Source organism: Streptomyces sp. NPDC054794 (genome assembly GCF_053611585.1).
Genome location: NZ_JBSHAQ010000005.1, coordinates 190,418 through 206,008, shown reverse-complemented (window position 1 = coordinate 206,008; position 15,591 = coordinate 190,418). Strand labels below are relative to the sequence as shown.

The following is a 15,591-nucleotide window of genomic DNA, read 5'->3' as shown; positions in this document are numbered from 1 at the left end:
TGTCGCTTGAGTTCGAGACGCGGGGCTGTGGTGTGAGACAGCCCACGTTCCCCCGTGACACGTTCGAGGGCAGCCCCCTGAGGGGCGCGGGGAACTGCGCGACCAGCCCCCACGCCCCCGCGGCCGCCCTACGACGGAACGGTCCGCGCCGCTAGGCGAACGTCACCCGAGGTCGCCGTCGGCCGCCCGCTCGGCGACCCGCACCAGCGTGCGCACAGCGGAACCCGTGCCTCCCTTGGGCGTGTACCCGAAGGGCCCCTGCTCGTTGAAGGCGGGCCCGGCGATGTCGAGGTGCGCCCAGGTGATCCCGTCGCCGACGAACTCGCGCAGGAAGAGACCGGCGACCAGGCCGCCGCCCGCCCGCTCGCCCATGTTCGCGATGTCCGCGGTGGGGGAGTCCATGCCCTTGCGCAGGTGCTCCGGCAGCGGCATCGGCCAGGCCGGCTCGCCGACCTCCTCCGCCGCCTCGTGCACGGTGGAGCGGAAGGTGTCGTCGTTGGCCATGATCCCGAACAGCCGGCTGCCGAGCGCCATCATCATCGCGCCGGTCAGCGTCGCCACGTCGACGATCGCGTCCGGCTTCTCCGCCGACGCCGCCCACAGCGCGTCGGCCAGGACGAGCCGGCCCTCGGCGTCCGTGTTGAGCACCTCGACGGTCTTGCCGCTGTACATGCGCAGCACGTCACCCGGGCGGACCGCGGTGCCCGACGGCATGTTCTCGGCCAGCGCCAGCCAGCCGGTGACATTGACCTCAAGACCGAGGCGGGCGGCCGCGACGACGGCGGCGAACACCGCGGCGGCGCCGCTCATGTCGCACTTCATCGTCTCGTTGTGACCGGCGGGCTTCAGCGAGATGCCGCCCGAGTCGTAGGTGATGCCCTTGCCGACGAAGGCCAGGTGCTTCTTCGCCTTCGAGTTCGTGTACGACAGCTTCACCAGGCGCGGGGCCGCCGCCGAGCCGCCGCCGACGCCCAGGATGCCGCCGTAGCCGCCCTTGGTCAGGGCCTTCTCGTCGAGCACCTGGACCTTGAGGCCGTGCTCCTTCGCCGCGTCCTGCGCGACGGCGGCGAACGCCGCCGGGGTCAGGTCGTTCGGCGGCATGTTGATCAGGTCGCGGGCGCGGTTGAGCTCCTCGGAGACCGCGGTGGCACGCGCGAGGGCCGCCTTGTGGGCGGCGTCGCGGGGCTTGCCGCCGAGCAGCGCGGCCTCGGCGAGCGGGCCCTTGCCGTTCTTCGCCTTCGGGTCCTTGCCGTTCTCCTTGTACGCGTCGAAGGAGTACGCGCCGAGCAGCACGCCCTCGCCGATCGCGCCGACGGCGTCGGCGTCGTCGACGGGCAGCGCGAAGGCGGCCTTCTTGGTGCCGGACAGGGCGCGGGCGGCGACACCCGCGGCCCGGCGCAGCGCCTCGGCGTCGAAGGAGGCCTTCTTCTCGGGCTGCGCGCCCAGGCCGACCGCCACCACGAGCGGCGCCTTGAAGCCCGCCGGGGCGGGCAGCTTCGTCAGTTCGCCCTCGGCACCGGAGGCACCGAGGGTCTCCAGGACGTCGGCGAGCCGGCCGTCGTACGCCTTGTCCACGGCCTCGGCGCCCGTCGCGACGACGGGTCCCTTGGCGCCCTTGGCGACACCGATCACGATCGCGTCGGCCCGGAGGCCGGGCGCCGCGGCGGTGCTGAGAGTGAGAGCAGTCACTGTGGTGAAATCTCGCTTCCGATGTGAAGTTGCTGTGGCCGAACGGGTGGGTCGACCGGGCCCCGGCGCCGACCCTGGGTCGCGGCCCGGGGCGCGTAGGAAACCGGGGCCTTCACCCTGTCGGCGAACACCCGGGACGAGCCTACGCGTGTGTGTGCGTTCGCTCATGCCCGCATACCGTTCACCCGGCCGTGGCGCCTGCGCCACTTACCGCCCGGGCTCCCGCTTCGTCACTTTTCAGAACGTCCGTGCCACGGGTTCGGCCTCCGCCGCGCCGAGGCCGAAGCCGGTGACCGAGGTGCCCGCCAGCCGGTCGGCGAGGGAGCGGCGGGTGGGGGAGAGCACCGGCAGCGCGTTGACGAGGAACAGGACCACGGCCAGCGCCCACACCAGCACCGACAGCACGAAGTGGCCCTCGATCAGCAGCACGCAGGCCACCGCGTACACGGCGACGTCGGCCGCGGTGGTGACGGCGGCCCGCAGGGCGGCGCGGCGCGGCCGGCTCGGGGTGACGCGCAGTCCGAGCAGGCCCTTGCCGAGGGTGCTGCCGACGAGGGCGAGACAGGCCCACTGGTAGAGGAAGGTGACGACGGCGAGCGCGGCGAAGGCCTCCTCCACGTACAGGACGGCCTTGTTCCACAGCGACAGCCCGAGGTCCGCCGACGCGTCGACGACGTCGCCGCGCGAGGTCAGCAGATCGAACCCGCCGCGGGCCGCGAGGTCCGGCACGTCGGTGACGAGCGCGGATATGCGGTGGAAGGTGAGCACGGCGAGCAGCGAGGCCGCCGCGACCACCAGCCCGAAGTCGATGAACCAGGCCACGGCACGGCGCAGCTTCGGCATGGGAGTCCCCCGATCACACTCATGTGTCCATGTCGGCGGGAGAGCCTAGCCGCCGAAGGACAGGGCCACGAGCGCCGTGGTCGCGGCCGTCTCCGCGAGGCCGCCGAACACGTCGCCGGTGATCCCGCCGAAGCGGCGGGTGCAGTGACGGAGCAGGAGTTCGGCTGCGGCGAGGGACGCGGCGAGGGCGAGGACGGTGTGGCGGCCGCCGTAAGGGCCGAGGAGTTGGCCCGCGGCCGCCACCGCCGCCGCGCAGAGCGCCGTCACGGCCAGCAGGCCCGGCACCGGGACCACGCCCGCGACCGCCGCCCCCAGCCCCTCCGGCCGGGCGGCCGGTACCCCGGTGCGGGCGGCCAGGGTGAGCGCGAGCCGCGCCGCGACCGCCGAGACGACGGCGGCGAGCGCGCCCCGGGCCCAGGAGTCGTCGTACATCCGGGCCAGCGCGGCCACTTGGGCCAGGAGCACGAGGACGAGGGTGAGCACACCGAACGGCCCGATGTCCGACTGCTTCATGATGCGCAGCGCGTCCTCGGCGGGCTTCCCGCTGCCGAGCCCGTCCGCGGTGTCGGCGAGCCCGTCGAGGTGCAGACCCCGGGTCAGCACGGCGGGTACGGCGACGGTGGCGACGGCGGCGAGCAGCGGACCCGCGTCCAGGAGCAGCGCCAGCAGGCCCGGCACCGCGGCGCAGCCGCCGACGACCAGCCCGACCAGCGGGGCGCTCAGCATCCCGGGGCGCGCGGCCCGACGGTCCCAGCGGCGCACCGTGACCGGCAGCACGGTCAGGGTGCCGAAGGCGAAGCGGAGGCCGTCGAGGGGCGCGGGCGGCGCGGTATCGGACACCGGCGCAGGTTACCGGGCGGTCGGGCGGGGATGTTCAGCTGAACAAAGGATGCTCAGGGCTAAAGTGCGCACATGGGGCACTGGCTGGACCGGAACATCGTCGAACCCGGCAAACTCCCGCTGCTCCTCGCCCTCGCCGCGTTCGTCCTGACCTTCGTGATCACCCGTGTGATCACGCGTCTGATCCGGGCGGGCCGGGGCCCGTTCGGCAACGTCAAGGCGGGCGGGCTGCACATCCACCACGTCGTGCCCGGTGTCGTCCTCATCGTCGCCGGCGGCTTCGGCGCCGTCGCCAGCGACCGGAACGGGTTCGGCATGGCCCTGTCCGCCGTCGTCTTCGGCATCGGCGCGGGCCTGGTGCTGGACGAGTTCGCGCTGATCCTGCACCTCGACGACGTCTACTGGACCGAGGAGGGCCGCAAGAGCGTCGAGGTCGTCGTCGTCACCGCCGCCCTCGTCGCACTGCTGCTCGCCGGGTTCCTGCCGTTCGGCGTCAACGACCTCACCCAGGACGAGCTCCAGGACCGCGGCACCGTCGTCCTGACCATCGCGGCGAACTTCTTCTTCTCGCTGATCGCGCTGAGCAAGGGCAAGGTCCGCACGGCGCTCTTCGGAATCGTCGTCCCCGTGATCGCCCTCGTGGGAATGGTCCGGCTGGCCCTGCCCGGCTCCCCCTGGGCGCGGCGCTTCTACCGCGACCGCCCGCGTGCCCGCGCCCGGTCCGTCCTGCGCGCCTACCGGCACGACCGCCGCTGGGTCGGCCGCAGCCGCGCCCTTCAGGACTGGATCGGCGGCCGTCCCGACCCGGACCCGGCCCGATTCCCCGGCCACCGGTGACGGCGCCGCCGCACCTGACGGAACCACTGCCACTGGTGCGGCCGCCACCACCGACGGCGCCGCCACCGTTGACGCGGCAGCCGCGACCTGCACCGTTGACGCGGCAGTCGCGACCGCCACCGCCGCGACCACTGACGCCGCCGCTGCCACAGCGCGGGCGGCAGCACGCACAGCGCCGTCACGCCCGCGATGGCCGCCAGATGCTCCTTGCCGGCGAGGTTCTCCTTGATCAGCACCTCGACCACCATCGCCGCCACCACCGCACCGGCGGTGACGTACGCCCCGTACCGCCAGCCGACATACACGGCGAGGCCCACCACGGCGGCCGACGGACCGGTGTCCACGACCCGCGCGTCCGAGGCCGGCAGGCCGAGCGGGGCGTCCGGGCCCAGCGCGATGCCTGCGCGGGCGTAGAGCGTGCCGGCGAGCGTCGCGACGTACGCGACGGCCAGGGTCCGCCGCCGGCCCAGGCAGAGCTCGGCGATCCCGAACACGAACAGGATCTGGGCGAGCGCGCCCCACACCGGCAGGTCGAGCGCCGGGACGAACAGGGACAGCGGGGTGCGCAGGAGGGCCGACCACAGCGGGTCCTCGGCCCTGACCGTGCCCACGTCCGTTATGAACCGGTACCCCCACGGCCGGCTCTGCGTGAAGTGCAGCAGCGCCGTCAGGCACACCGCCCCGCCCGTCATCGGGATCGCCCGCAGGTGCCGCTTCAGCAGCGGCTCGCGCACGGTGACGTGAAGCAGTCCCCATTCGGCGCGGGCCCAGCGGGCGAGCGAGTTCATCTGTGTGTCTCCAGGTGCTTGCGGTGCAGCCACTTGGGCAGCCCCGGCGCCTCCAGGAACCCCTCCGCGCGGGCCGACGCGAGTCCGATGCGCGGCAGGTCCGCGCTCTTCTCGAAGAGCAGGAACCGCGGCTCCCAGATGGGCCGGTACTTGGCGTTGGCGCGGTACAGCGACTCGATCTGCCACCAGCGTGAGAAGAAGCTGAGCAGGGAGCGCCACAGCCTCAGCACCGGCCCGGCGCCGAGACGTGCGCCGCGTTCGAAGACGGAGCGGAACATGGCGAAGTTGAGGGAGACCTGAGTGATCTTGATCTCGCCGGCGCGGCGCAGGAGTTCGATGACCATGAACTCCATCAGGCCGTTGTCCGAATCCCGGTCGCGGCGCATGAGGTCCAGGGACAGGCCGTGCGGTCCCCACGGCACGAAGGACAGCAGCGCCCTGAGCCGGCCGCTCGCGTCCGTGCACTCCAGCATCACGCACTGCCCGTCGTCCGGATCGCCGAGCCGGCCCAGCGCCATGCTGAACCCGCGCTCGGTGGCCCCGTCGCGCCAGTCGTCCGCGCGCTCGATCAGGTACGCCATCTCGTCCGCCGGGATGTCCGCGTGCCGCCGGATCCGCACCTCGTAGCCGGCTCGCTTGACCCGGTTGTAGGCCTGCCGGACGGTGCGCATCGCCCGTCCCTCCAGGGTGAACTCGGCGACGTCCACGATCGCCTCGTCGCCGAGTTCGAGGGCGTCCAGGCCGTGCCGCGCGTACACGGTCCCGGCCTCCTCGCTCGCGCCCATCACGGCCGGGATCCAGGCATGCGCCCGTGCCTCGGCGAGCCACGGCACGATCGCCCCGGGCCAGGCCTCCGGGTCGCCGAGCGGGTCCCCCGAGGCCAGGGACACCCCGCCCACGACCCGGTAGGCCACCGCCGCCTTCCCGGTCGGCGACCACACGACGCTCTTCTCCCGGCGCAGCGCGAAGTAGCCGAGCGAGTCCCGCTCGCCGTTGCGGTCGAGCAGCGCCCGCAGCCGCTTCTCGTCGTCCTCGGTGAGCGCGTCGACGGCGCGCCGGGAGCGGAAGGCGGCGTACAGGACGGCGAGGACGAGGGCCGTGCTGAGCACGTTGATGACGACGTTGACCCAGTTCGGGGTGGAGATCCCGGGGAAGCGGGACTCGTCGGCGGAGACCGAGATCAGCCGCAGCGTGCCGTAGTGCCAGCGCTCCAGGAACGTCGAGTGGGCGGCGGCGTCCGGGGCCCGGTCGGTGGCCGTCACCAGGAGGGCGGCCAGCAGGGAGGCGACGAGGCCGCCGCCGATCGCGACGGTGGCGGCGAGTTTGGGGTTGGCCCGGTCGCCCTTGGCGTAGAACTGCCGGCGGCCGACGAGCAGCGCGGCGACGAAGGCGGCCGTCAGGCCCAGGGAGATCCAGTTCTGCGCGTACTGCCTGATCTCCGGGAACGCCATGGCGAGCGCGAACAGGGCCAGGAACAGGCCGCTCAGCACGAGGTTCAGGATCCACGCGGCACGCTTGCGGCGGCGCATGGTGATCGCGAGGAAGGCGGTGAACACGCCGGAGGCGAAGCCGGCGGTCAGCAGGTAGGGCGTGAAGAAGTTCTCGTGGTTGTGCCGCCGTACGTCCTGCCCCAGGGAGACCCACACCGCGCTGAGGAAGTTGATGAAGGCGACGGCCCGCAGGTACCAGACGGCGAAGGCGGCCCCCCACGAGGAGGCCGCACCACCGGCGCGCACCATGTCACCCGGGCGCCCCGGGTTGGCTTCCTGCTCCGCGGCAATTCGGGCATCTCCCATAGAGGAGGATGATATGTGTGGATACCCGGCGAACCACGTCTTCGGGCGGCGACAAGTTTCCCCGAGCCCGAGCCCAAGCCCAAGCCCGATCCTGAAGCCGAACCCGCGGGCTGCCGTGCCGTTGCCGCCGGCCCGCTAGTCCTCCTCGGCCTCCGGAGTCTTTGACGTCTCCGACAGCTCTGACGTCTCGGGCTTCTCGGTCGGCTCCCGCTCGGGAAGCTCCGCGGCCAGTGCGGCCGCGGACTGCACCAGGGGCAGGGCGAGGAGCGCGCCCGCGGCCTCGCCGACGGTGACGCCCTGGTCCAGGAGCGGTTCGAGGGCCATGCGGTCCAGCGCCTTCGCCTGCCCCGGCTCCCCGCTGTTGTGCCCGGCCAGCCACCAGTCCGGCGCCCGGAACGCGATGCGCTGTCCGACCAGCGCGCACGCGGACGCCACCACCCCGTCCAGGATCACCGGCAGCTTCCGCACCGCGGCCTGCAGCAGGAACCCGGTCATCGCCGCGAGGTCGGCGCCGCCCACGGTCGCCAGCAGCAACAACTGGTCCCCGAGCACCGGCCGCGCCCGCCGCAGCGCGTCCCGCACGGCCGCGCACTTGCGCATCCAGGTGAGGTCGTCGATCGCGAGCCCGCCCCGCCCGGTCACCACCGATGCGTCCGTCCCGCACAGCGCCGCCACGAGCACGGCCGCCGCCGTGGTCCCGCCCACGCTCACATCGCCGAGCACCACCAGATCCGTACCGGAGTCGGCCTCCTCGTCGGCCACCGCGACCCCCGCAAGGAAGGCCGCCTCGGCCTCCTGCTGGGTCAGCGCGTCCTCGATGTCGATACGACCGCTGCCGCGCCGCACCCGGTGCCGTACGACCTCCGCCGGCAACGCGTCCGGCTCGCAGTCCAGCGCCATGTCCACGACCCGCACCGGCACCCCGAACCGGCGCGCCAGCACCGCGACCGGGCTGCCGCCCTCCAGCACCGACCGCACCAGCGTCACCGCGCTGCCCGCGGGCCGGGCCGAGACGCCCAGTTCGGCGATCCCGTGGTCACCGGCGAAGAGCACCACCCGCGGCCGGTCGACCGTCCGGACCGGTACGGCCCCCTGCGCGGCGGCCAGCCACTCACCCAGCTCGTCGAGGCGCCCCAGGGACCCGGGCGGCACGAGCAGACGTTCCCGGTGTGCCTCGGCGTCACGGCGCACGCCCCCGTCCGGGCGCTCGATCAGATCGGTGAAGTCGTCGAGATTAAGGGAGCTCATTCGCCGAACAGTACCGGCAGCGAACGAGGGGTTCCGCGCCACATCGCCACCACACCACCACGATGTCTTTGCACCCAAGATCCGGATCCCATACGTTCCGTTTTGCAGCGGATTGTCGTACAGGGAGCCGCCCATGCAGTCCTCGCCCCCCACCCCGCAGTCCACCGACGGATTCCACGAACCGCGCCGCGAGGACTGCCCCTGGTGCGGCTCGACGAGCCTGCGCACCCGGCTGCGCGCGCCCGGCACCCTGCGGTACGGCTCCGGCACCTTCGTCGTCGACGAATGCCGGGACTGCGCCCACGCCTTCCAGAACCCCCGGCTGACCGCGGAGGGACTCGCCTTCCATCACCGGGCCTTCTACGAGGGGACCGTCGAAGGCACCGCGGACTTCACCGAACGGATCCCCGCCGCCCGCACCCGCCGCCGGCACCACCGGGCCGCCGCCCGCGCGGTGCTGACCCTGCCCGATCCGGAGAGCCGTGAGCCGGAGAGCTGGCTGGACGTCGGCACGGGCCACGCCCACTTCCCGGAGACGGCCAAGGAACTGTTCCCGTACACCGCGTTCGACGGCCTGGACCCCACCGAGCGCGTCGAGCGGGCCCGCGCGGCCGGCCATGTCGAGGAGGCCCACCTGGGCCACCTCACCACCCCCGAGGTCCTCGCCCGCCTGCGCTCCCGCTACGACGTGGTCAGCATGTTCCACCACCTGGAACACACCCCCGACCCGCGCGCCGAACTCCGCGCCGCCCTGACCGCCCTGCGCCCCGGCGGCCATCTCCTCGTCGAAGTCTCCGACCCACACAGCGCGTTCGCCGTACTGCTGGGCAAGTGGTGGCTCCCCGGCGGCGGACCCCGCCACCTGCACCTGCTGCCCCTGGACAACCTCCGCGCGGAGCTGGAGGCCCAGGGCTGCGCCGTCGTCGCGACCGACCGCAGAGCCGCCCACCTGCCCTACGACCTGTCAATCGCCCTCTCCCTGGCCCTCGCCCACCTCCTGCCCAAGAGATGGCTGCGGGTGACCACCCCGCTGGTGGCCGCGGCCACGGTCCTGGACCACGCCCTGGCCCCGCTGCTCCGCCGCACCCGCTTCTCCAACGCCTACCGCGTCATCGCCCGCAAGGACACCGGGCCGGGGGCGTAGCCCTCACCCACGCCGCCCCCACGCGCACGGCCCTCACCCGCGCAGCACCAGGGCCTGGCCCGCGACGACCAGGAGCACCTGCTCGCACTCGGTCGCGAACGCCGCGTTCAGCCGCCCCAGTTCGTCGCGGTAGCGCCGCCCGGACGCCGTGGCGGGCACGATCCCCGACCCCACCTCGTTGGACACGGCGACGACGGTCCGCCGGGTGGCGCGCACCGCCGTCGTCAACTCCCGTACCCGCTCGCGCAGGGCGCGCTCCCCGCCGGCCGCCCACTCCGCGTCGTCCCACGCCCCGACGGAGTCCATCGCGGCCGTCAGCCACAGCGACAGACAGTCGATCAGCAGCGGCGGACCGTCCTGCGCCAGCAGGGGCACGAGGTCGCACGTCTCTGTCGTACGCCACGAGCCCGGCCGCCGGTCCCGGTGCGCGGCCACCCGTGCCGCCCACTCCGTGTCCCCGTTGCGCGAACCGCCCGTCGCCACGTACAGCACGTCCGGGAACGACTCCAGCCGGCGCTCGGCCTCCACGGACTTCCCCGACCGGGCACCGCCCAGCACCAGCGTGCGGCGCGGCACGTCCGGAACGTCCTCGTACGCCCCCACCACCAGCGTCGTCCCGTCCGGCACCGCCCGCGCGCCCGCCGCGGCCAGCCGTCGCCGCAGCTCCGGGCCCGGCGGCACGTCATGGTCCAGGTGCACGGCGACGACGTCCGTCGTCGGCCCGACCGAGCCCACCGCCCGCAGCCTGGCCAGCGCGTCCGGGCGCCCCACGACGTCCGCGAGCACCATGTCGTACACCTCGGCGGAGACCGACCCCTCCTCCAACCCGGCCGGCGCGCCCCCCGGCGGCAGATACAGCAGCCGCTGCCCGTCCGGCCCGGTCACCGCGTACCCGGTGCCGCCCGCGTCCATCGCCAGCGCGCGCACCCGATGCCCCGTCAGCAGCGTCAACTCCCGGCCGTCCGGCACCCGTACCGGTTGCGGCAGGCCGGCCGGCACCTCCACGGCCGGTCCCTCGTGCGGATGCGAGAGCAGCACCTGGCGTACACCGCCCAGCGAGTGCCCCGCCCGTGCCGCCGCGAACGCCGCGCCGGGCGTCAGGTCGAGCATCAGCGCCTCGTCGACCAGCAGCGCGGTGGCCGCCCGCGCGTCCGGCCCTAGCGCGGACGCGCACACCGCGCAGGGGCAGTCGGAGCGGGGCAGGCCCGCCGGGGCACCGGTGCCGAGCAAAGTCACTTCCACGGACCTGATTTTCGCCTGTCGCCGCTGGTCTTGCGCATCCGACTAGGCTGCGGGCAGGAGCCGGACCAAGATCCGGCTGCTGCTCCGCATGTGCTCAGACCAGGGAGGCGTACATGGCGGCATGGACGTGGCGGTTCGAGAAGGCCGACGGGACGGAGGTCCAGCCCGCGGTGGAGCCGGAGGAGTTCACCACGCAGGGGGATGCCGAATCGTGGATCGGTGAGCACTGGAAGGCCCTGCTCGAAGGCGGCGCGGACCAGGTACGGCTGTTCGAGGACGCCACGGAGATCTACGGCCCGATGAACCTGCACGCCGACGAGTCGTAAAGGCGCCGAGGCGGCAGGGGGGCGGTCGCCGCAGTCACCGCGAACCGCCCCTCGTCACCGGTGCCGGACTCGGTCAGCCCCGTACCCCGCACAGGTGCAGCAGCGCCGCCACACCCCGGTAGGGATCCGTCCGGCCCGCCCGCTCCTCCGCGGCCAGCAGGGTGTTCACGTCGGCCGGGATCTCCGCCCCGTCCGCCGCCGTGTCGGTGAAGACCCGCACCCCGTACCAGGCGTGCAGCGGCGCCCCGATCCCGGCCAGCGCCGCCGTCAGGGTGTCCAGCCGGTCGGCCCGCACGTCGAGCCCCAGCCGGTTGCGGTAGGCGGTCGTGTCGAACGCCGCGAGCGCACCCGCCCAGTCCCCGCTCAGCCCCGGCCGGACGGCCAGCGCGTCCCCGTTGCGCACCAGCAGCGACAGCAGCCCGCCGGGCGCCAGCATCCGGGCCAGCCCGGCCAGCAGCGCGTCGGGATCCTCGACGTACATGAGCACGCCGTGGCACAGCACCACGTCGAAGCTGCCCGGCAGGAAGTGGACGCCCGTGTCCCGCCCGTCGCCCTCGACGATCCGCATCCGCTCGCGGATCCCCTCCGGCTCACCGGACAGGGCCTCCCGCGCGGCCGTGATCATCGTGGTGTCCCGCTCGACACCGGTCACCTGATGGCCGGCCCGGGCCAGCCGCAGCGCCTGCGTGCCCTGGCCCATCCCCACGTCGAGCACCCGCAGTCGCTGCCCGACCGGGAACCGCCCGGCTATCTGCTCGTCGAGCTGCCGGGCCACCAGCTCCTGGCGTACGACATCACGCAATCCGCCGAGTCTGCTCAGCCACACGCGTGCCGCGCCCCCCGAGAAAGAGTCTGCGCTCAGGGCCGCTCTCCGCGCTTGACCTGCGGCTTGGGTAGCCGGAGCCGACGCATCTGGAGGGAGCGCATCAGGGCGTAGGCGACCGCGCCCCGCTTGTTCGTGTCGGGGAAGCGCTCCGCCAGCCGCTTCTTCAGCCGGAACCCGGACAGGATCGAGTCGAGCACGATCAGCACGATCACGACCAGCCACAGCAGCAGCGCGATGTTCTGCAGCGCGGGCACCTGCACCACGCTCAGCACCAGGATGACCACGGCCAGCGGCAGGAAGAACTCCGCCACGTTGAAGCGCGCGTCGACCCAGTCGCGGGCGAACTTGCGGACCGGGCCCTTGTCGCGGGCCGGCAGGTACCGCTCGTCGCCGCCCGCCAGCGCCTGGCGCTGCCGGTCCAGGGCCTGGCGGCGCTCATCGCGCTGCCGCTTGGCGGCGTCCTTGCGGGTCGTCGGGGTACTGGCGACGCTGCGGCGCTGGGACTGGGCCTCACTGCGCTTGGGCGTGGGCCGACCCTTCGGGGCCTGCGGGTCACGGGGCTGCTTGGAGTCGGTCACCGGCGCCTTGTCGGCGGGGGCGGCCTTCTCGTCCTTGGCACGGCTACGAAACACAAAACCCAAGGGTACGGGGTGGCGGGGCGTAGACCCCAGCCCGGCGGGGAACGATCCGGCAACACCGATCGTCAGTACGGGACAGACGGGACGTTGCAGACGGTTCACCCGGTGGCCACCCCGAGGGTCACCTACTCCCTACGCCGGAGCGGGTACGTACGCAGTCGTCCTTGGGGAGGACAGCATCCGCCCCCGAACGGTGCGGTAATGGACGCAGGGCCCGTACTGTGGGTTCTGTCGCAGGATCTGTGAGCTGGAGTCCGTCAGAAGGGGGCGCGCGAAGCCCATGAGCGGTGTCATGAAGCGTATGGGGATGATCTTCCGCGCGAAGGCGAACAAGGCCCTTGACCGGGCCGAGGACCCGCGCGAGACCCTCGATTACTCGTACCAGAAGCAGCTGGAGCTGCTCCAGAAGGTCCGCCGCGGCGTCGCGGACGTGGCCACCTCGCGCAAGCGCCTGGAACTCCAGCTCAACCAGCTCCAGCAGCAGTCCACCAAGCTGGAGGACCAGGGCCGCAAGGCGCTCGCGCTGGGCCGCGAGGACCTCGCCCGCGAGGCGCTGTCCCGCCGCGCCGCCCTCCAGCAGCAGGTCACGGACCTCGAAACGCAGCACACGACCCTCCAGGGCGAGGAGGAGAAGCTCACCCTGGCGGCCCAGCGACTCCAGGCCAAGGTCGACGCCTTCCGTACGAAGAAGGAGACGATCAAGGCCACGTACACCGCCGCCCAGGCGCAGACCCGCATCGGCGAGGCCTTCACCGGCATCTCCGAGGAGATGGGCGACGTCGGCCTGGCCATCCAGCGTGCCGAGGACAAGACGGCCCAGCTCCAGGCCCGGGCCGGCGCCATCGACGAGCTGCTCGCCTCCGGCGCCCTCGACGACCCGTCCGGCATGGCCAAGGACGACATCCAGGCCGAGCTGGACCGGCTCTCCGGTGGTACGGATGTAGAGCTGGAACTCCAGCGCATGAAGGCGGAGCTGGCGGGCGGATCGCCCCAGCAGGCGATCGAGGGCGGTACGGGCCAGGGACAGCAGTCCCAGCAGCCGCAGGACACCCCGCGCTTCGACAAGCAGTAGCCGACGTCCTGGAGGGCGAGATGGCGGACATGATCGTACGGATCATGGGCGAGGGGCAGGTGAGGCTGGCCGAAAGCCACCTCACCGAACTCAACAAGCTGGACGACGAGCTGCTGGCCGAGATGGAGAACGGCGACGGCCCCGGCTTCCGCCGCACCCTTCGGGCCCTCCTGGCCAAGGTCCGCGACCTCGGCGAACCCGTGCCCGACGACTCCCTCGACCCCTCCGACCTCATCCTCCCCTCCGAGGACGCGACCCTGGAGGAGGTCCGGGACCTGCTCAGCGACGACGGTCTCATTCCGGGGTGAGTCCCGGGCACGTACTGTTCCCTTCGTGAGCACCCTTGAGCGCGCCAGGTGCCGCCTGAAAGCACACCCCCTGGCCCTGGACGCGGCTCTCGCGGCCGGCGTCCTCGTGTGCATGGTCGTCGGATCCTTCGCGGACTCCCGCGGCGGCAACGGCGTGACCTGGGGCGTGCGCACCCCGGACCTGCTCAGCCTGCTCCTCATCACCATCGGCGCCGTGGCCCTGGTGTTCCGGCGCATCGCCCCCAAGACGGTCCTCGCCGTCACCGGCACGGTCTCCCTCGTCGAGAGCGTCACCGGCGACCCCCGGGCCCCGGTCGCGATGTCCGCCGTCGTCGCCCTCTACACCGTCGCCTCGACCACCGACCGGACCACCACCTGGCGCGTCGGCCTGCTCACCATGACCGTGCTGACCGGCGCGGCCATGCTCGCCGGCCCGCTTCCCTGGTACGCGCAGGAGAACCTCGCCATCTTCGCCTGGACCGGCATCGGCGCCACCGCCGGCGACGCGGTGCGCAGCCGTCGCGCGTTCGTCAAGGCCATCCGGGAGCGGGCCGAGCGGGCCGAGCGCACCCGGGAGGAGGAGGCCCGCCGCCGCGTCGCCGAGGAGCGGCTGCGCATCGCCCGCGACCTGCACGACGTCGTCGCCCACCACATCGCGCTGGTCAACGTCCAGGCGGGAGTCGCCGCCCATGTGATGGACAAGCGCCCGGACCAGGCCAAGGAGGCCCTCGCGCACGTCCGCGAGGCCAGCCGCTCCGCGCTCAACGAACTGCGCGCCACCGTCGGCCTGCTCCGCCAGACCGGCGACCCCGAGGCTCCCACCGAACCCGCGCCCGGCCTCAGCCGCCTCGACGACCTCGCCGGCACCTTCCGCAACGCCGGTCTGCGGGTCGAGGTCGCCCGCGCCGACCAGGGCACCACGCTCCCCGCCGCCGTCGACCTGGCCGCCTACCGGATCATCCAGGAGGCACTCACCAACGTGCGCAAGCACGCGGGCCCCGCCGCGAGGGCCGAGGTCAGCGTCGTACGCGTGGGCCCGAACATCGAGGTCACCGTCCTCGACGACGGCTCGGGAGAGGGCGGGTCCGGCGCGGCGGGCGGCGGTTCGACGGCCGTCGGCTCCGCGGGCGACGACCCGGGGGAGGACGCCGCCCCCGAGGCCGGCGGCGGCCACGGGCTGCTCGGCATGCGGGAGCGGGTCACCGCCCTGCGCGGCACCCTCACCACCGGCCCCCGGTACGGCGGCGGCTTCCGGGTGCATGCGATCCTGCCGATCAAGACAGCCACCGCCACGGGGGAGCCCGCATGACGATCCGTGTCCTGCTCGTCGACGACCAGGCACTGCTGCGCAGCGCTTTTCGTGTGCTGGTCGACTCGGAGCCGGACATGGAGGTCGTCGGCGAGGCCTCCGACGGGGCGGAGGCGGTCCTGCTGACCAAGGAGAAGCAGGCCGACGTCGTCCTCATGGACATCCGGATGCCCGGCACCGACGGCCTCGCCGCCACCCGGCAGATCAGCGCCGACGCCGCCCTCGGGCACGTCCGCGTGGTCATCCTGACGACCTTCGAGGTCGACGACTACGTGGTGCAGGCACTGCGTGCCGGTGCCTCCGGCTTCCTCGGCAAGGGTTCCGAGCCCGAGGAACTGCTGAACGCGATCCGGCTCGCCGCGAGCGGCGAGGCTCTGCTCTCCCCGACCGCCACCAAGGGCCTTATCGCCCGCTTCCTGGCCCAGGGCGACGGCGCGGACGACGGCCGCGACCCGGCCCGCGGCGACCGGCTCGACGCCCTCACCGTCCGGGAGCGCGAGGTCCTCGTCCAGGTCGCCGGCGGGCAGTCCAACGACGAGATCGCCGAGCGCCTGGAGGTCAGCCCGCTGACCGTGAAGACGCACGTCAACCGTGCCATGGCCAAGCTGGGCGCACGGGACCGCGCACAGCTCGTGGTGATCGCCTACGAGTCCGGGCTGGTACGTCCGAGGACGGACTGACCTCC

At 73.1% G+C, this 15,591-nt stretch carries 15 protein-coding genes and 1 pseudogene; 7 read left to right on the top strand and 9 right to left on the bottom strand.

Features of this window, described 5'->3' with window-relative positions:
• Positions 1-162: 162 nt before the first annotated feature.
• The 3 genes from ACWGKT_RS07335 to ACWGKT_RS07325 all read right to left on the bottom strand — a co-directional run bounded on the left by ACWGKT_RS07335 (position 163) and on the right by ACWGKT_RS07325 (position 3,372).
• Positions 163-1,689 carry a leucyl aminopeptidase gene (locus tag ACWGKT_RS07335; RefSeq protein WP_453272836.1) on the bottom strand — a complete coding sequence of 509 codons (1,527 nt, stop codon included), beginning with the start codon at positions 1,687-1,689 and terminating at the stop codon, positions 163-165.
• Positions 1,690-1,926: 237 nt separating this feature from the next.
• Entirely contained in the window at positions 1,927-2,532 is a 606-nt protein-coding gene (locus ACWGKT_RS07330; RefSeq protein ID WP_453272835.1) for an RDD family protein, read from the bottom strand.
• 45 nt (positions 2,533-2,577) lie between these two features.
• The gene (locus ACWGKT_RS07325; protein ID WP_453272834.1) at positions 2,578-3,372 is read right to left on the bottom strand and encodes an adenosylcobinamide-GDP ribazoletransferase; all 795 of its coding nucleotides are present in this window, start codon (positions 3,370-3,372) and stop codon (positions 2,578-2,580) included.
• Positions 3,373-3,444: 72 nt separating this feature from the next.
• On the opposite strand from ACWGKT_RS07325, the gene ACWGKT_RS07320 reads away from it, so the two are divergent.
• Positions 3,445-4,209 carry a hypothetical protein gene (locus ACWGKT_RS07320; protein ID WP_356141851.1) on the top strand — a complete coding sequence of 255 codons (765 nt, stop codon included), beginning with the start codon at positions 3,445-3,447 and terminating at the stop codon, positions 4,207-4,209.
• 137 nt (positions 4,210-4,346) lie between these two features.
• On the opposite strand, the pseudogene ACWGKT_RS07315 reads toward ACWGKT_RS07320, so the two are convergent.
• The 3 genes and pseudogenes from ACWGKT_RS07315 to cobT form a co-directional block, all read right to left on the bottom strand.
• Positions 4,347-4,997: pseudogene (locus ACWGKT_RS07315) on the bottom strand (hypothetical protein); the annotation flags it as partial.
• Positions 4,994-6,793: a phosphatidylglycerol lysyltransferase domain-containing protein gene (locus tag ACWGKT_RS07310; protein ID WP_453272833.1), complete on the bottom strand. Its 1,800-nt coding sequence runs from the start codon at positions 6,791-6,793 to the stop codon at positions 4,994-4,996. The gene ACWGKT_RS07310 and the pseudogene ACWGKT_RS07315, both read right to left, overlap by 4 nt.
• A 135-nt stretch (positions 6,794-6,928) precedes the next feature.
• On the bottom strand, positions 6,929-8,041 hold the full coding sequence (cobT, locus tag ACWGKT_RS07305) for a nicotinate-nucleotide--dimethylbenzimidazole phosphoribosyltransferase (protein WP_356141855.1): 1,113 nt from the start codon (positions 8,039-8,041) through the stop codon (positions 6,929-6,931).
• Between the two features lie 133 nt (positions 8,042-8,174).
• Between cobT and ACWGKT_RS07300 the strand changes: the two genes are divergently transcribed.
• Entirely contained in the window at positions 8,175-9,185 is a 1,011-nt protein-coding gene (locus ACWGKT_RS07300) for a class I SAM-dependent methyltransferase (protein ID WP_453272832.1), read from the top strand.
• Between the two features lie 33 nt (positions 9,186-9,218).
• Here the strand turns inward: ACWGKT_RS07300 and ACWGKT_RS07295 are convergent, their stop codons facing one another.
• The gene (locus ACWGKT_RS07295; protein ID WP_453272831.1) at positions 9,219-10,427 is read right to left on the bottom strand and encodes a bifunctional adenosylcobinamide kinase/adenosylcobinamide-phosphate guanylyltransferase; all 1,209 of its coding nucleotides are present in this window, start codon (positions 10,425-10,427) and stop codon (positions 9,219-9,221) included.
• Positions 10,428-10,540: 113 nt separating this feature from the next.
• Here ACWGKT_RS07295 and ACWGKT_RS07290 point away from each other — a divergent pair, with 113 nt between their 5' ends.
• Positions 10,541-10,753, top strand: coding sequence for a hypothetical protein (locus ACWGKT_RS07290; RefSeq protein WP_235454781.1), 213 nt, complete (start codon positions 10,541-10,543; stop codon positions 10,751-10,753).
• 73 nt (positions 10,754-10,826) lie between these two features.
• On the opposite strand, the gene ACWGKT_RS07285 is transcribed toward ACWGKT_RS07290, so the two are convergent.
• Positions 10,827-11,528, bottom strand: coding sequence for a class I SAM-dependent methyltransferase (locus ACWGKT_RS07285; protein ID WP_453272892.1), 702 nt, complete (start codon positions 11,526-11,528; stop codon positions 10,827-10,829).
• An 83-nt stretch (positions 11,529-11,611) separates the two neighbouring features.
• On the bottom strand, positions 11,612-12,286 hold the full coding sequence (locus tag ACWGKT_RS07280) for a DUF3043 domain-containing protein (RefSeq protein WP_453272891.1): 675 nt from the start codon (positions 12,284-12,286) through the stop codon (positions 11,612-11,614).
• Between the two features lie 211 nt (positions 12,287-12,497).
• Between ACWGKT_RS07280 and ACWGKT_RS07275 the strand changes: the two genes are divergently transcribed.
• The 4 genes from ACWGKT_RS07275 to ACWGKT_RS07260 are packed head-to-tail and all read left to right on the top strand — an operon-like array spanning position 12,498 to position 15,586.
• Positions 12,498-13,289, top strand: a complete 792-nt coding sequence (locus tag ACWGKT_RS07275) for a PspA/IM30 family protein (RefSeq protein ID WP_235454780.1) — start codon at positions 12,498-12,500, stop codon at positions 13,287-13,289.
• Between the two features lie 29 nt (positions 13,290-13,318).
• Complete coding sequence (gene pspAA / locus ACWGKT_RS07270; RefSeq protein ID WP_453272890.1) at positions 13,319-13,597, top strand: PspA-associated protein PspAA; 279 nt, start codon at positions 13,319-13,321, stop codon at positions 13,595-13,597.
• 25 nt (positions 13,598-13,622) lie between these two features.
• Positions 13,623-14,906: a sensor histidine kinase gene (locus tag ACWGKT_RS07265; protein ID WP_453272830.1), complete on the top strand. Its 1,284-nt coding sequence runs from the start codon at positions 13,623-13,625 to the stop codon at positions 14,904-14,906.
• The gene (locus ACWGKT_RS07260; RefSeq protein WP_453272829.1) at positions 14,903-15,586 is read left to right on the top strand and encodes a response regulator; all 684 of its coding nucleotides are present in this window, start codon (positions 14,903-14,905) and stop codon (positions 15,584-15,586) included. Before ACWGKT_RS07265 ends, ACWGKT_RS07260 begins: the two co-directional genes overlap by 4 nt.
• Positions 15,587-15,591 lie beyond the last annotated feature (5 nt).

Coding starts and splice junctions, on each gene's coding strand:
- ACWGKT_RS07330 (WP_453272835.1), bottom strand. CDS start 2,532: ATGCCGAAGCTGCGCCGTGCCGTGGCCTGGTTCATCGACTTCGGGCTG.
- ACWGKT_RS07320 (WP_356141851.1), top strand. CDS start 3,445: ATGGGGCACTGGCTGGACCGGAACATCGTCGAACCCGGCAAACTCCCG.
- ACWGKT_RS07310 (WP_453272833.1), bottom strand. CDS start 6,793: ATGGGAGATGCCCGAATTGCCGCGGAGCAGGAAGCCAACCCGGGGCGC.
- cobT (WP_356141855.1), bottom strand. CDS start 8,041: ATGAGCTCCCTTAATCTCGACGACTTCACCGATCTGATCGAGCGCCCG.
- ACWGKT_RS07300 (WP_453272832.1), top strand. CDS start 8,175: ATGCAGTCCTCGCCCCCCACCCCGCAGTCCACCGACGGATTCCACGAA.
- ACWGKT_RS07290 (WP_235454781.1), top strand. CDS start 10,541: ATGGCGGCATGGACGTGGCGGTTCGAGAAGGCCGACGGGACGGAGGTC.
- ACWGKT_RS07275 (WP_235454780.1), top strand. CDS start 12,498: ATGAGCGGTGTCATGAAGCGTATGGGGATGATCTTCCGCGCGAAGGCG.
- pspAA (WP_453272890.1), top strand. CDS start 13,319: ATGATCGTACGGATCATGGGCGAGGGGCAGGTGAGGCTGGCCGAAAGC.
- ACWGKT_RS07260 (WP_453272829.1), top strand. CDS start 14,903: ATGACGATCCGTGTCCTGCTCGTCGACGACCAGGCACTGCTGCGCAGC.